Source organism: Autumnicola edwardsiae (genome assembly GCF_031846505.1).
GTDB lineage: Bacteria > Bacteroidota > Bacteroidia > Flavobacteriales > Flavobacteriaceae > Autumnicola > Autumnicola edwardsiae.
The window spans coordinates 1-16,041 of the sequence record NZ_JAVRHP010000073.1 but is presented as its reverse complement, the minus strand read 5'-3'; the positions used below and the strand labels follow the sequence as shown (position 1 = coordinate 16,041).

Annotated in this window: 13 protein-coding genes; 9 read left to right on the top strand and 4 right to left on the bottom strand. The window is 38.9% G+C overall.

The features are described from left to right. Positions 1-148 precede the first annotated feature (148 nt). The gene (locus RM529_RS12640) at positions 149-778 is read right to left on the bottom strand and encodes a DUF4294 domain-containing protein (protein ID WP_311485142.1); all 630 of its coding nucleotides are present in this window, start codon (positions 776-778) and stop codon (positions 149-151) included. 173 nt (positions 779-951) lie between these two features. Between RM529_RS12640 and RM529_RS12635 the strand changes: the two genes are divergently transcribed. From RM529_RS12635 to RM529_RS12620, 4 genes are all read left to right on the top strand, one after another. Then, entirely contained in the window at positions 952-2,040 is a 1,089-nt protein-coding gene (locus RM529_RS12635; protein ID WP_311485141.1) for a M42 family metallopeptidase, read from the top strand. A 133-nt stretch (positions 2,041-2,173) separates the two neighbouring features. After that, positions 2,174-3,250 (top strand): DNA topoisomerase IB, encoded by a 1,077-nt coding sequence (locus RM529_RS12630; protein ID WP_311485140.1) that lies wholly within the window; start codon positions 2,174-2,176, stop codon positions 3,248-3,250. 73 nt (positions 3,251-3,323) lie between these two features. Further along, positions 3,324-5,246, top strand: coding sequence for a DUF294 nucleotidyltransferase-like domain-containing protein (locus RM529_RS12625; RefSeq protein WP_311485139.1), 1,923 nt, complete (start codon positions 3,324-3,326; stop codon positions 5,244-5,246). Continuing rightward, positions 5,243-5,905, top strand: a complete 663-nt coding sequence (locus RM529_RS12620) for a 3'-5' exonuclease (protein WP_311485138.1) — start codon at positions 5,243-5,245, stop codon at positions 5,903-5,905. Before RM529_RS12625 ends, RM529_RS12620 begins: the two co-directional genes overlap by 4 nt. A 330-nt stretch (positions 5,906-6,235) precedes the next feature. Here RM529_RS12620 and acs read toward each other — a convergent pair whose 3' ends face one another. From acs to RM529_RS12605, 3 genes are all read right to left on the bottom strand, one after another. Next, positions 6,236-8,143, bottom strand: a complete 1,908-nt coding sequence (gene acs, locus RM529_RS12615) for an acetate--CoA ligase (protein WP_311485137.1) — start codon at positions 8,141-8,143, stop codon at positions 6,236-6,238. 311 nt (positions 8,144-8,454) lie between these two features. Continuing rightward, positions 8,455-9,402 carry a phosphoribosylaminoimidazolesuccinocarboxamide synthase gene (locus RM529_RS12610; protein ID WP_311485136.1) on the bottom strand — a complete coding sequence of 316 codons (948 nt, stop codon included), beginning with the start codon at positions 9,400-9,402 and terminating at the stop codon, positions 8,455-8,457. 136 nt (positions 9,403-9,538) lie between these two features. Further along, positions 9,539-10,492, bottom strand: a complete 954-nt coding sequence (locus tag RM529_RS12605; protein WP_311485135.1) for a PhoH family protein — start codon at positions 10,490-10,492, stop codon at positions 9,539-9,541. Positions 10,493-10,723: 231 nt separating this feature from the next. On the opposite strand from RM529_RS12605, the gene RM529_RS12600 reads away from it, so the two are divergent. The 5 genes from RM529_RS12600 (at position 10,724) to dnaN (ending at position 15,741) form a co-directional block, all read left to right on the top strand. Beyond that, positions 10,724-11,557, top strand: coding sequence for an SAM hydrolase/SAM-dependent halogenase family protein (locus RM529_RS12600; RefSeq protein ID WP_311485134.1), 834 nt, complete (start codon positions 10,724-10,726; stop codon positions 11,555-11,557). After that, complete coding sequence (locus RM529_RS12595) at positions 11,558-11,854, top strand: putative quinol monooxygenase (RefSeq protein WP_311485133.1); 297 nt, start codon at positions 11,558-11,560, stop codon at positions 11,852-11,854. A gap of 157 nt (positions 11,855-12,011) precedes the next feature. Further along, on the top strand, positions 12,012-12,749 hold the full coding sequence (gene gldF, locus RM529_RS12590; protein WP_311485132.1) for a gliding motility-associated ABC transporter permease subunit GldF: 738 nt from the start codon (positions 12,012-12,014) through the stop codon (positions 12,747-12,749). Between the two features lie 2 nt (positions 12,750-12,751). Further along, positions 12,752-14,428 carry a gliding motility-associated ABC transporter substrate-binding protein GldG gene (gldG, locus tag RM529_RS12585; protein ID WP_311485131.1) on the top strand — a complete coding sequence of 559 codons (1,677 nt, stop codon included), beginning with the start codon at positions 12,752-12,754 and terminating at the stop codon, positions 14,426-14,428. A 194-nt stretch (positions 14,429-14,622) separates the two neighbouring features. After that, the gene (dnaN, locus tag RM529_RS12580) at positions 14,623-15,741 is read left to right on the top strand and encodes a DNA polymerase III subunit beta (protein WP_311485130.1); all 1,119 of its coding nucleotides are present in this window, start codon (positions 14,623-14,625) and stop codon (positions 15,739-15,741) included. Positions 15,742-16,041: the final 300 nt, after the last annotated feature.

Sequence of the window (16,041 nt, the reverse complement as noted above, 5' to 3'; positions counted from 1 at the left end):
AGATTAATAATAAAAGAACCGGAATTCAACTCAAAAACTTTTCCTTTATGAAAAAACCCTACGCAGAAAAGAATCTGCTAAACTTAAATTTTACAACCTAAGAAAGATAGAAAAAAGAAATGAACCACAAAAGCAGAAAGAGAGAAAATTAACTCCTTTTATTGATTTTCTTATTATCTTCTCTCCATTTATTAGTCAGCTCGATATACTTGAAGTCCAAAGCCGTTGCCTGTGGTTCCAGTATATCTGACTGAAAAGACCTTTGAAGTATGTCTTCTATTAGAAAATCTTCCTGGTTATTTTTAGGATCATATTCTTCTTTTAAGGAAATATCGAATAAGCTGGCTGTAGTATTGTACCAAAAGGCCCGCCAGCCACTCTTAAGGTTCCTTATAAGGTTAAAAGCAGTAGTTCCCGTTTGCCTGTGGATCAATTTTACAAGAATTTGCCCTTCAGTATGGGTTAATTTCTTCAACTCTGCAGAGAACTGGTCTTCTATATAATCCTGAACAATCCTGGTATATCTTTTACGTGCAGACTTCGATTTAATTTCCTCTAACCTGCTATTAAGTTCCAACAGCCTTTCTGAAGCCAATTTGGCATATGGATAAACTTTCCTGGTTTTTCTCCTTAAAATAAGATACTGCCGTCTATCCTCGCTATTGCTAAATTTCAGTTTTCTTAAAAGGATCACCTCATCCAGGTCTATACTTTTTCTGGGAACGGTATCACCAGCAATAATCATATAGGTGTCCTGTATGGTATCGTTTTCAACCATTTCTTCCTGAGCATAGCCACTTGAGAATAAAATCCCTAAAAATAATGTCCAAATATATCTCACACTTCCATCTTAAATTTCAGAACAGATTTAGCCAAAATCATTCCAAAATTAATGAATCTTCAATTGCAAAGCATTTTATTCTTATTAAATTCGTGCAAATTTTTAAAAGCATGAAAGCAGAAAACATTTTAGATAAAGAATCAGTTAATTTTCTTGAAAAATATTTGAATAACGCCGCTCCAACGGGCTATGAATCTGAAGGACAAAAACTCTGGATGGATTACCTGAGGCCTTATGTAGATGAATTTATTACAGATACGTATGGCACAGCAGTAGGAGTGATAAATCCTGAAGCAAAATTTAAGGTTGTTATTGAAGGACATGCAGACGAAATTTCGTGGTATGTGAACTATATTACAGACGACGGACTTATTTATGTGATTAGAAACGGTGGAAGCGACCACCAGATTGCTGCTTCTAAAAGGGTAAACATCCATACCAAAAAAGGCATTGTGAAAGGTGTGTTTGGATGGCCGGCAATACATACACGTAAAAAGGAAGATGAGCAATCTCCAAAACTGGAAAATATCTCTATAGACGTAGGTTGCAGTTCTAAAGAAGAAGTTGAGAAACTAGGAGTTCATGTAGGTTGTGTTATTACTTATCCCGATGAATTCTTTATTCTGAATGAGGATAAATTTGTAAGTCGGGCACTAGACAACCGCATTGGCGGGTTTATGGTTGCGCAGGTTGCAAAATTACTAAGGGAGAATAAAAAGGAATTGCCTTTTGGATTGTACGTTACCAACTCTGTACAGGAAGAGATAGGACTACGCGGAGCCGAAATGATTACTCAGCGTATTAAGCCTAACGTAGCAATAGTAACAGATGTTACCCACGACACCACCACACCTATGATTGAAAAGAAAACCAACGGTCTCACGAAAATTGGTGACGGACCGGTAATTTCTTATGCGCCTGCCGTACAAAATAATCTAAGGGAGCTTTTAATTGAAACCGCAGAAAAGAACAAGATTCCATTTCAGCGAATGGCATCTTCGCGGTTTACGGGAACAGATACCGATGCTTTTGCCTACAGTAATGGTGGCGTTGCTTCTGCTTTAATTTCATTACCTCTTCGTTACATGCACACTACAGTTGAGATGGTGCATAAGCAGGATGTGGAAAATGTAATCAGGCTTATTTATGAAAGTGTTCTCCAGATCAAAGACGGGGAAACCTTCAGTTATTTCAAATAATTTCAGGAAAAATATAAGCTAAACTCCTTTTCAGGTTCTTCTGAAAAGGAGTTTTTTATTTCCGTTAGCTTAACTTTCACAGTATTTTATCAGGGCCCAGGTTATATTCAGATTATATTGTAGAAAAAAAGCGATGACCCTTTCTCCTGAAGAGGTAAATACGATTATAGAGAACCCCAGAGAAGCTATAGGAATGGCCAATCTCGTTTACGTTTCAGAACATCATCTCTCCATAGAACGTAAAAAAGTAGGCAGAGGTTTTGCCTATTACAGAAAGGATGAAAAAATTTCAGACAATAAGATCCTTGAGCGTATTAAGAAACTTGTAATTCCGCCGGCCTGGCAGAATGTAAGGATCACTCATCTCGAAAATGGGCATTTACAGGTAGTGGGCCGTGATGATAAAGAGCGGAAACAGTACATGTACCATTCTTTATGGACGAAAATAAGAAATCAGACAAAATTTTTTAAAATGGCTGCTTTTGGGCACCGTCTTCCAAAGATCAGGAAACAGGTGGATGAGGACCTGGACCTGCCCGAGATGAGCAGACGTAAAATCCTGGCGCTCATAATTCGCCTTATGGAGGAAACCCACATCAGGATTGGGAACGACTATTATGCGAAGAACAATAAAACCTACGGACTTTCAACCTTCAGGTCCAGGCACCTGAAGACCTACAAAAATGAAGTTAAATTTGAATTTGTTGGTAAAAAGGGTAAAGAACATTCCATAAGTGTAAAGGACAAACAACTCATTAAACTTATTAATCAATGTGAAGAAATCCCCGGGTGGGAACTCTTTAAATTTTATGATGAGAATGGAGAGAAACATGCGATAGATAGTGGGATGATTAATGAGTATATTCATGAACTTAGTGGCGACATGTTCTCTGCAAAAGACTTCAGGACCTGGTCTGCAACAAAAATATTTTTTGAAACGCTAAGGGAACTGGGTTATACTGAAGATGAAAAAGAAAACAAGAAAAACCTGATCACGGCATTTGATGCCGCTGCCACGGGTCTGGGAAATACGCGTAGCGTATGCCGCACCTATTATGTGCATCCTAAGATTGTATCTTCCTACGAGAATGGCGAGATTGTGCCTTATTTTAAAAAGGTAAAAAAAGACGAGAGTAAAAATTACACCTCTCTTTCTGAAACAGAAAAAATAATCCTTAAGATGATTAAAGATTATGAGATCGAAATTTGACATTTTTAGGCATCTGCTATAGAAGTCTGTTTCTGTAGAAAAATCCCTTGCTTCCTTTTTGTAAATTTGCGGTATGAAGAATACCATTTCAGCAAGAATAGCAGACTTTCTAAAGGATTTCCCACCTTTTTCACTTCTGGAAGAAAAACATCTTCTCACCATTTCAAAAGAAGTGAAGGTTATCTATATGGAAAAAGGTAAACCAGTTTTTAGAAAAGGAGAAAAAGGCCATGAACACTTCTACATCGTTAACAAAGGTGCCATTGATCTCCAGAAGATCAAGGAAAACGGCGAAGCAGAGACTATTGATAAATGTGATGAAGGTGATATTTTTGGTTTAAGGCCACTGTTTGCCAAAGAAAATTACCTGATAAATGCCGATACCGACGAGGAAAGTATTTTATACGCTATTCCCATTTCAATCTTTAAACCTATAGCCGAAAGCAATTCCCACGTAGGAAATTTTTTAATTGAAAGCTTTGCCTCCAATACCCGCAATCCCTATTCCCCGGAACATAGAGGGCAACTGGTCACCGATAATTCCATAGAATTCAAGACAGATTCCATGTATGAATTGCAACCTGTACCAATTGTAAAAAGAATTGTTACTGTACCGCCCGAAACTACGATCAGGACTGCCGCCACTTTAATGAGCAATAAAAAAGTGGGCTCTATTTTGATTACTGAAAACGAACTTCCCACAGGTATAGTGACCGATATGGATTTCAGGACAATGGTGGCTACAGGAAGGTTAAGCATAGACACTCCTGTTTCTGAAATTATGACATCCCCGGTTATTTGCTACTCCAGGAGCATCACCATTGCACAGGCGCAGTTAACGATGATGAAGCACAACATTAATCACATTTGTATCACCAGAGACGGCACTCCAAATACAAAGGTAAAGGGAATAGTGTCTGAACATGATATTATTGTTTCGCAGGCAAATAATCCTTCTGTTTTAATGAAGGCTATCAACAGGGCAAGCAGCACTAAAAAACTGAAGAAAGTAAGGAATAAGATAATGCAACTTTTAAAAGGTTACCTGGATCATAATATTCCACTGACGCATATTTCTAAAATTATTTTTGAGCTTAATGATGCTACAATTAAGAGGATTATAAACCGTTGCATAGAGAAAATGGAAACTCCTCCCCCGGTGAAGTTCGCCTGGCTTTCCCTGGGCAGCCAGGGTAGAAAAGAGCAGTTACTGCATACAGATCAAGATAACGCTTTGGTTTTTGAAGATGTTCCGGAAGAAAAACTGGAAGAAACAAAGGAATATTTTCTAAAGTTGTCCAAAAAGGTAACCAAGAGACTTGGCATTATTGGCTACGAATTTTGTCCGGCAGATATGATGGCCCGTAATCCGCAGTATTGTCTCAGTCTGCAGGAATGGAAAGAACAATTCTCTAATTGGATTGTAGAACCTGGATCAGATGAAATTTTGCTTTGTTCGATATTTTTTGATTACGATATTTCTTATGGAGACGTTAGCCTCTCCAACGAACTGGCCGATCACATTTATAAGGAAATTAGCTCCTACAAAAAGTTCCTCACTTTGCTCGCGGCAAGTGCGCTGCGGAATCCTACGCCGCTGGGATTTTTCCGCCAGTTTTTAGTCGAGCATGATGGGGAAAACAAAGATTTTTTTGATATAAAGAAACGTGCCATTACTCCGCTTACCGATGCAGGCCGTGTCTTAAGCCTCTCTCATCAGGTGAAAAACATGAGCAATACGGCAGAGCGTTTTGAAAAACTTGCACAGCTGGAGCCGGCCAACAGAGAATTGTATCTCGCCTGCTCCTACTCTTCTAAAGCGCTGCTAAAATTCAGGACTAAACAGGGACTGCTCCATAAAGACAGCGGGAGATTTATTAACCTTCAGGATTTGAGCAAAGAAGACAAAATAAAACTTAAACGCTGCTTTAAAAGCATTAAAGACGTTCAGGAATTAATTAAATTCAGGTTTGAAATTTCATCCTTCATATCATGATTTCTAACTGGTTTAAAAAGAAAGAACCCCAGGATCTGCCGGATTTCTGGAACACTTATGCAAAGAATTTTGATCAAAAACTACCTGAGAAAATTTCTGATGTCCGGTTTGTTGTACTGGATACAGAGACGACGGGTTTTGATTATAAAGAGGACCGCATGCTGTGCATTGGAGCTGTGAGCGTGCAGCACAACCAGATAAACATGGCAGACAATTTTGAGATCTATATTGAACAGGAAAAATTTAATCCCGAATCTGTTGAAATACACGGAATAATAAAAAATGAAAAAGTAGCAACTTTATCTGAAGAAGAAGCTGTTAAACATTTTCTGAATTATATTGAAAATGCTGTACTTGTGGCCCATCACGCGAATTTTGACATTACCATGATCAATAAGGCACTAAAGCGAATGGGACTTCCAAAACTTAAAAACCGTATTCTGGATACCATGTTTTTGTACCGGAGAACCAGAATTACTTCAAATCTTATAGACAGGGAAAAAAATTATTCACTCGACGAAATAGCTGAAGCATATACTATTGATGTTTCAGACCGGCATACTGCGGCCGGCGATGCTTTTATAACCGCAATTGCCTTTCTCAAAATCCTGGGCAGACTGAATAAAAACGGACAAATGAAATTAAAGAATTTGTTCTGAAACAAAAAAAGAGGCTGTCCAGGGAGTTATCCTGAAACAGCCTTTTTTCAAATTTCTGAGTGTACTTAAATAGTTGTATCTACTAACTCCAGAACATTTTCCGGATTCAACAGCGTGAAAGCCATTAAGGTTCGAGGAATTTTTCTAAGTGATTTTAGAAAAATCTATATATACTTTTCGGCTTCTTGTAATTCGTGTAATGCTTAAGAAATAAAAACAAAAAAAGCTTTTTCATAATTGATTGTATTTTTGCTACAAAAATTCGATCTTCCAATAAAATTTTTGCAAAACCTTCATTCCCTGAGCACAACAGGATATACTTTTATAAATTTACATTGAACTCTCGATAATTTCATCAACCACTTCAGGATTAAGTAATGTGGAAGTATCGCCAAGGTTGGAAGTATCATTAGAAGCAATTTTTCGCAAGATCCTCCTCATAATTTTTCCGCTTCGGGTTTTTGGTAGTCCGCTTACAAACTGAATTTTTTCCGGTTTTGCAATTGGCCCCACCCTATCAGAAATCTGCTGATTAATTTCCTTTCTCAGGTTATCCTGATTCCTGGATTCTCCGGTTTCCTTCAGAATAACAAATGCGTAGAGTGCATTTCCTTTTACTTCATGCGGAAAACCAACAATAGCAGATTCTGCTACCGCCGGATGTTCATTAATCGCGTCTTCAATAGGTGCAGTACCAAGATTGTGGCCAGAAACAATAATAACATCATCTACCCTCCCTGTAATCCGGTAATATCCAACCTCATCGCGCAAGGCTCCGTCTCCGGTAAAATATTTGTTTTCAAAAGCAGAAAAATAAGTTTCTTTATATCGCTTATGATTTCCATAGATCGTGCGCGCCATAGAAGGCCATGGGAATTTAATACAAAGCCTTCCATCTACCTGATTTCCTTTTAATTCAGTTCCATTTTCGTCCATAAGAGCCGGCTGAATCCCGGGAAAAGGCAAGGTCGCATAAGTCGGCTTGGCCGGGGTTACGTAAGGAATTGGGGAAATCATGATTCCGCCGGTTTCCGTTTGCCACCATGTATCCACGATGGGGCTCTTATTTTTACCAATATTGTCATTATACCAATGCCACGCCTCTTCATTTATAGGTTCTCCAACAGAGCCCAGAACCTTCAAGGAAGAAAGATCGTATTTTTCCACAAATTCTATATTGCGCTTTGCGAGAGAACGAATTGCTGTGGGAGCCGTATAAAACTGGTTAACTTTATGCTTTTCAACAACTTCCCAGAAACGGCCATAATCTGGATAAGAAGGAACACCTTCAAACATTACCGTGGTGGCGCCATTTGCCAGCGGACCGTATAAAATGTAAGAATGCCCGGTAATCCATCCAATATCTGCGGTACACCAGTAAACATCTTCTTCTTTATACTGAAAAATATTTTTGAAAGTATAAGCGGTATAAACCATATAACCTCCCGTAGTATGCACCATTCCTTTTGGAGTCCCCGTAGATCCTGAAGTATAAAGGATAAACAATGGATCTTCAGCATCCATAATTTCAGGTTCACATTCTGAAGATGCCTCTTCCAGTAACGGCTGTAACCATTTATCCCGACCTTCTTTCATGTTAATATCGGCATCAATTCTTTTTGCCACCAGAACGGTTTCTACATTTGGGCAGTCTTCAAGAGCTTTATCAACAATTCCTTTCAGATCCAGCGTTTTGTTACCACGGAAGGAACCATCAGCAGTAATCAGCATTTTACAATCTGCATCATTGGTTCGGGTGGCCAGTGCTGTAGCCGAAAAACCGGCAAAAACAACAGAGTGGATTGCACCAATTCGTGCACAGGCGAGCATGGCCACAGAAAGTTCCGGAATCATAGGCAGGTAAATACAAACCTTATCGCCCTTTTTAATTCCGTTGTCCTTAAGAACATTGGCAAATTTATTCACCCTTTCCAAAAGCTCCTTATAGGAAATATGCAGTGATTCTTCTTCAGGATCATTAGGTTCCCAGATAATTGCCGTTTTCTCGCCCCGGGTAAGCAGGTGCCGGTCCACACAATTTTCAGTAATATTCAGCTTTGCATTTTCAAACCATTTAATTTCCGGTATTGAAAAGTCCCAGCTAAGGACCTTGTCCCATTTCTTACGCCATGTAAAGTGCTCTTCTGCCACTTCTTCCCAGAAATTTTCGGGTTCTCTTACAGATTTTCGGTATACCTGGAAATATTCTTCTAAATTTTTAATACTATAATTACTCATTTTTCTAGAAAAGTTGGTTAAATCAATAATTGCTTCAGAAAATGTCTTTACTATTTCTTCGGAAAGGGCAAAGAAGATTATAAATCCTCATTTATTCCGCAATATCTTTATTTAGCCTTAAATCTATTGAATTTTCATTAAATCTGAAGAAGTTTTCCGGGTTTTTAACCGGAAATATGCCAATAAAAAAGCGATATAATAATATACCGCTTATAATATTCAAAAGTTTACCGTGTTATTTTACAAAAGCTGCTAATAATAGCTCCTCATCAAGATATAGTGCCGAAAATTGCCATTTTAGGCATGTCTCTTTAACGGAGATAATTCAGTACATTTTTTTCTATACGTTCCTGAATATTGGAAACATCGGCCTTTACAAATTCTTCTCCGGTAATCTTCTCATAGAGCTCAATGTATCTTTCTGAAACAGAAGTGATGTATTCGTCTGTCATTTCAGGAACTTTTTGTCCTTCCAGCCCCTGAAAGTCATTTTGGATAAGCCACTGCCTCACAAATTCCTTCGAAAGCTGTTTTTGAGGCTCTTTTTCCTGCTGGCGCTGCTCATAACCTTCAGAATAGAAATAGCGGGAAGAATCTGGCGTGTGGATCTCATCTATAAGAACAATTTTCCCTTCCCTGGTCTTCCCAAATTCATATTTGGTATCTACCAGGATTAATCCGCGTTCTGCAGCAATCTCAGTCCCACGTTTAAACAGTTTTCGGGTATAATCTTCCAGTACTTTATAATCTTCTTCAGAAACAATTCCTCTTTTTATAATATCTTCCCTGGAAATATCCTCATCATGATCTCCTTTTTCAGCTTTTGTCGCCGGCGTGATGATGGGAGTGGGAAATTTGTCATTTTCCTGCATCCCGTCAGGCATTTCTACTCCGCACAGGCTTCTTTTTCCAGCATTATATTCCCTGGCAGCATGACCAGAAAGATAACCACGAATCACCATTTCTACCATAAAAGGTTTGCAGGTAACGCCTATAGCAACATTAGGATCTGGAGTGGCCTCCAACCAGTTTGGTACAATATCCTCAGTATCCTTCATCATTTTTGTGGCAATTTGATTAAGGATTTGTCCCTTATACGGAATTCCTTTCGGCATCACCACATCAAAAGCTGAAAGTCTGTCGCTGGCGATCATCACAAGGCGCTCATCTTCTAAAGCGTAAACATCACGTACTTTCCCTTTATAAACCGACTTTTGTTCGGGAAAACTAAAATTTGTCTCTGTAATTGTAGTGTTCATTATAAGAAAGATTCAAAAGTTATTTAGATATTGTGTAAACCCAATCTGATTTAAACCATTTTGAAGAAGTTGATACACCTTAATTTCCCAAAAACCTCACAGGTTTTGAAAACCTGTGAGGTTTCACCATACCAAACTAATCTGTATGTTCAATTTCTTTATAGGCGGCGATTACTTTTTTCACAAGTCGATGTCTTATCACATCTTTATCATCCAGATAAATAATCCCAACTCCTTTTACGTCTTTTAAAACTAGCAGTGCTTCTTTTAATCCTGAAATTACCCGTCGCGGAAGGTCGATCTGACCCGGATCACCGGTGATCATAAATTTGGCATTTTTCCCCATCCTCGTAAGGAACATTTTCATTTGGGCGTGGGTGGTATTTTGCGCTTCATCCAGGATTACAAACGCATTGTCCAATGTCCTCCCTCGCATAAATGCCAGAGGGGCGATTTGGATAATCCCTTTTTCAATAAAAGTTTCCAGTTTTTCATGAGGGATCATGTCCCGAAGTCCGTCATAAAGCGGCTGCATATAGGGATCCAGTTTCTCTTTAAGATCTCCCGGAAGAAAGCCCAGGTTCTCCCCTGCCTCTACCGCGGGCCGCGTAAGAATGATCCTTTTCACCTGCTTCTCCTTGAGCGCTTTTACGGCAAGCGCCACCCCGGTATATGTTTTTCCTGTTCCTGCGGGACCTACCGCAAAGATCATATCGTTTTTAAAACTGAGTTCTACAAGTTTACGCTGATTGGCAGTTTGCGCCTTTATCAATTTCCCGCTAACCCCGTGTACCAGAACCTGACCACTTGCTTCAGATGCACTGTAATCTTCCCTACTATCGCTGGTAAGCACCCTTTCAATTACATTTTCATCAAGCTTATTATATTTTCCGAAGTGGTCCATCAACATATTAAAGCGCATATCGAATTCCTCCAGCATTTCTTCGTCTCCAAAGACCTTTATTTTACTACCCCTTGCTACAATTTTTAATTTAGGAAAGTACTTCTTAAGAAGTTCTATATGTTCATTCTGCTGACCAAAAAATTCTCTTGGATTAATTTCCGAAAGTTCGATTACGAGTTCGTTCAAAAGCCTATGATTTTATATTAATGTAAAGTGGGAAGTGTCTCAAATTATCGACTAATTTTTATTGTTTTATCTCGGCCGGTACTATTCGGCACCGCCTGTTTTTGCTCGTTAAGAAGATTTAATTTTAGCCAATTTCCAATTGTATTGAATAAAATAAAATTATCTTCGCTTACTATACAAACTTAGGTAAAAAAACCCGTTACAACTTAAAAAATATATTAACATTCACCTATGGCCATCATCACTTTAACGACCGATTTTGGAGAGAAAGATTATTTTGCAGGGGCAGTTAAAGGAGCTATTTATAGTGAATTAGATGAAGTTAGAATTGTTGATATTTCCCATTCTGTTTCTCCTTTTCATATAAGTGAGGCCGCATATATTATTAAAAACGCCTACAAGAGTTTTCCTAAAGGTTCTATTCACATTATTGGAATAGATTCTGAACTAACTCCGGAAAATAAACATCTGGCAGTTTACCTGGATGAGCATTACTTTATTTGTGCCAACAACGGAATACTTTCTTTACTGGCTTCAGAAATTAATCCTGAAAAAATTGTGGAAATTAATATCCACGATAAAATAGAGACAAATTTTCCGGTCCTGGATGTATTTGTAAAAGTAGCTTGCCACCTTGCCCGCGGGGGAACCCTTGAAGTTATTGGGAAAAATATAAACGAGATTAAATACCTGAAGCAGTTAGAGCCTTTAATTAATTCCGAAAGGAATCAGATTATCGGGCATGTGCTGTATATTGATAACTACGGAAATGTGGTGACCAATATTAGCCGCAAATTTTTCGAAAATGTTGGAAAAGGCAGGGATTTTGTAATGAGTGCCCGTATGGTGACTTTTTCTGAAATTTTTGAGACCTATAGTGATGCCATTAATTTTGATCTCGAAAAAGAAAAACGCGGAGAAGAGGACGGTAAGAAGTTAGCTGTCTTTAATTCTGCAGGATATATAGAACTTGCAATTTATAAAAGCAATCCGCATACGATTGGTAGTGCTTCTACTCTGTTTGGGCTGGATCTTCTGGACACCGTAACCATTAATTTTAAATAGATGCTGGTAAGAATAGTAAAAATGGGCTTTGCTCCTGAAAATATTGACACTTTCCTGAATAATTTTGAAGAAAACAAACTGAGGATCCGCGGATTTGAAGGATGTGAATTGCTTGAATTGTACAGGGGAAAAGACAATACCAACCAGTTTTTTACGTATAGTTACTGGCAGAATGAACAAGCGCTGGAAAACTACCGCAATTCGGAATTATTTAAAGGCGTCTGGGCAAAAACCAAAATATTGTTCAACGAAAAACCGGAAGCCTGGAGTGTAGATAAGGAATGGAGCAGCGTATAAAGGTTTAAGGTTTAAGGTTTAAGGTTTAAGGTTTAAGGTTTAAATTGCCTTTTTTGGAGTTAATACACCATAAATAAGGAACTCATTTAAAGAATTTTTCAACAACAAACGCTAAACGAAAAACAACAGACAACTCACAACAGACAACTCAAGAAAAATGTTCGCGATACTAAATAAAGAAATACAATCCTTTTTTTCCTCGCCAATCGGGTACTTAGTGATAGGGATATTTCTGATAGTTTGCGGATTGTTCCTGTTTGTTTTTTCCGGTGAATATAATATCCTGGACAACGGTTTTGCAGATCTGAAGCCGTTCTTTAATCTCGCGCCGTGGATCTTTATTTTTCTTATTCCGGCAATTACCATGAAAAGCTTTTCCGAAGAAAAAAAGCAGGGCACAATGGAATTATTACTGACAAAACCAATCGGATTATGGCAGTTAATTTCAGGGAAATATTTAGGAGCGTTAATATTGGTGATTTTAGCTATTGTACCTTCAATTCTGTATGTCATTACGATATATCAGCTTGGGAATCCTGTAGGAAATCTTGATGTTGGCGCAACTTTGGGATCATATTTCGGACTCATTTTTTTAGGTGGTTGCTACACGGCAATTGGCATTTTTGCTTCCAGCCTTACCAACAATCAGATTGTAGCTTTTATTGTTGCTGTTTTTCTCTGCTTCCTCTGCTATTTCGCGTTTGAAGGTCTTGTGGGTTACGACCTTTTTAGCAGTGCCACTTACGGGCTGGAATATTTGGGGATTAGTTATCATTACCAAAGCATTAGCCGCGGAGTGGTAGACACGCGTGATATTATCTACTTCTTCAGCCTTATCTTTTTATTTCTGAAGCTCACGCAACTTAGTTTAAAATCTATTCAGCAAAAATCCTGATTTTGAAGAAAACCGGCACATATAAATCTCTGGCGATCCTCATAGGAGGCTTAATTCTGCTAAATATCCTGGCTGCCAATTTCTTTACGCGTCTCGATCTTACTCAGGATAATCGCTATACACTTTCTAGTGCATCAAAAAATATAATTGAAGGCGTGGAAAAACCGGTGATTATCGATGTTTTCCTTCAGGGAAATTTTCCACCGGAATTTCGCAGACTGCGAAACGAAACGAGCCAGCTTTTAGAAGAGTTTGCTGCTTATAACTCCAATATTAGAGTCAATTTTATAAACCCAATAGAAGAAGGTCAGGATGCTAATGCCGTGACGCAGAAGTTTCTTCAAATGGGGATGACGCCCGCCAGGGTAAGCGTTCAGGAAAGCGGCAAGACCAGTGAGGAAATTATTTTTCCATGGGCGATCGCCAATTATGAAGATAAAACGGTGAAAATTCCGTTACTTAAAAATACACTTGGCGCTACAGACGAGGATCGCGTGACCAACAGCGTGCAGCAACTGGAATATGCTTTTGCAGATGGTCTCGATAAACTTATCTACCCAAAGGAAAAGAAGATTGCGGTAATGCGCGGAAACGGAGAACTTCCCGATGCCAATCTTGCCGACTTTTTGCAAACGCTTCAGGAGTATTACTACATCGCTCCGTTTACATTGGATTCCGCAGCACAAAACCCGAAAAAAACGCTTCAGAATTTAAATGAATATGATCTTATTCTGGAAGCAAAACCAACGCAGCCATTTACAGAAAATGAAAAGTTTGTCCTGGATCAATACACGATGAACGGCGGCAAATCCCTGTGGCTCGTGGAAAGTGTTGCGATGGAAACCGACAGCCTTTTAAACCAATCCGGCACCGCTTATGCCCTGCCACGGGATTTGAATCTTGGCGATCTTTTCTTCTCCTACGGGATCAGGATTAATCCGGTACTTATTAACGATCTTTATTCGGCACCAATTATTCTGGCTTCGGGAAGTGGCAATAACACGAGGTTTAATCCGTATCCATGGTTTTATAGTCCGTTAAGCTCCTCCCCCAACGACCATCCTATTATCAACAATATCGAGGCGGTGAAATTTGAATATGCCAATCAGATCGATACGCTTGCCAACGATGTGGAAAAAACCATACTTTTAAGCAGTTCCCCGCGTACAAAAATAGAAGGAACCCCGCTACAAATAAGCCTGGAAATGGTAAGCCAAAAACCTCAAATATCGACCTATACAGATGGTGAACAACCCCTTGCTGTTTTGCTCGAAGGCGAATTTACTTCAGCATATAAAAACCGGGTAAAACCATTTGATGTTCCAGGTCCTTTAGATAAAAGTAAAGCAACCAAAATGTTGGTAATTTCTGATGGCGATGTGATTAAAAACGACCTGCAGCGCGGTGCTCCGCTGGAATTGGGGTTTGAAAGATACACCGGAAGCACTTACGGAAATAAAGAATTTTTGCTGAATGCCGTAAATTATATGCTGGACGATAATGGCCTTATTGAGATAAGGACCAAGGAAATTAGCATTCCATTTCTGGATCCCGAAAGGACGGCAGAGGAGCGTGAAAAATGGCAGGTGGCAAATCTTGTAATTCCATTGCTTATTTTGGCGATTTTCGCCTTTCTCTTCAATTTTTTCAGGAGACATAAATATGTCAAAAGATCCTGAGCAGGGAATTAAGATTTTCCTGCGGAGTAACATATTAACAAGAAACTTCAGATTAAAATGATCATTGTGCTTTTAATCAACACTTTGCAATAAACAAATTTCATCTTTCTGTTAATAAAAACTGGCGCTGCAACCTTCCTTTTCTGAAGTAATAAAATATATTTGTATTAGATTCAAATTAATCAACAAAGCCGATGAAATTTATTGTATCCAGCAGTTATTTGCTGAAACAGCTACAAATATTGGGTGGTGTAATTAACAATACCAATACATTACCAGTTTTAGATAATTTCCTGTTCGATCTTAAAGAAGACGAATTAACTGTTTCTGCTTCAGATTTGGAGACTACAATGTCTGCAAAACTTAAAGTAGAATCAGACTCTGAAGGAAAAATTGCTGTTCCCGCCAAGTTGCTTTTAGAAACACTAAAAACTTTTCCCGAGCAGCCTTTAACTTTTGTTGCAGAGGATAACAATACCATAGAATTAAGTTCCAATCACGGTAAATATGCGCTGGCATATGCCGATGGTGAAGAATTTCCAAATCCCGTAGAACTGGAAGAGCCAAGCAGCACCGTTATTGAAGGTGATATCCTGGCAACCGCCATTAGCAAAACGATTTTTGCTTCAGGAAACGACGATTTGCGGCCGGTGATGAGTGGTGTTTTCTTTCAGTTTTCAGACGAAGGCCTCACTTTTGTGGCTACCGATGCTCATAAACTGGTAAAATATTCCCGTGAAGACGTTACAGCTTCCCAAGCGGCTGAATTTATAATGCCAAAGAAACCTCTAACTCTTTTAAAAGGAATCCTTGCCGGAAGTGAAAGCGAAGTTCTTATTGAATACAACGAATCCAACGCGAAATTCACTTTTGACGATACACAGCTAATTTGCCGGTTAATCGACGGAAAATATCCTAATTACGAAGCGGTAATTCCGAAAGAAAATCCGAATAAACTTAGCATCCAGAGAAATCAGTTCTTAAGTTCTGTAAGAAGGGTTTCCATTTTCTCAAATAAAACCACGCACCAGGTACGACTTAAAATTGCCGGTGCCGAATTAAATATTTCTGCGGAAGATATTGACTACAGCAACAAAGCTGAAGAACGTTTAACATGTTCTTACCAGGGCGACGATATGCAGATTGGCTTTAACTCCAGGTTCCTTACCGAAATGCTGAATAACTTAAACTCTGATGAAGTACAACTGGAAATGAGCCTTCCAAACCGTGCCGGAATCCTAACGCCAGTTGACGGACTAGATCCCGGAGAAAGAATCACCATGCTGGTAATGCCGGTAATGCTAAATAGCTAATAGACCGCTACGCTGTTGGAAACTAGAGCGCTGGACTGTTAGAAAATAGAGAAAAACCCGATCAAATTTTTTGATCGGGTTTTTTGTGTGGTAGTTCAATCCAGTTAACCTTGTGATTTTCTGCGAAAATCAGCGTGATCTGCGGGAGCGTTTAGAACTGATTAGTGTATCCTTGGCAAAAACTATAGATCGATAATTGGCATTTTTGAGGTATTACTTAAATCAAATAAAACCTCGACAAGCTCCGGGACATAACTTTATTTACTGTGATGAGATGCTGAAACAAGTTCAGCATGACAA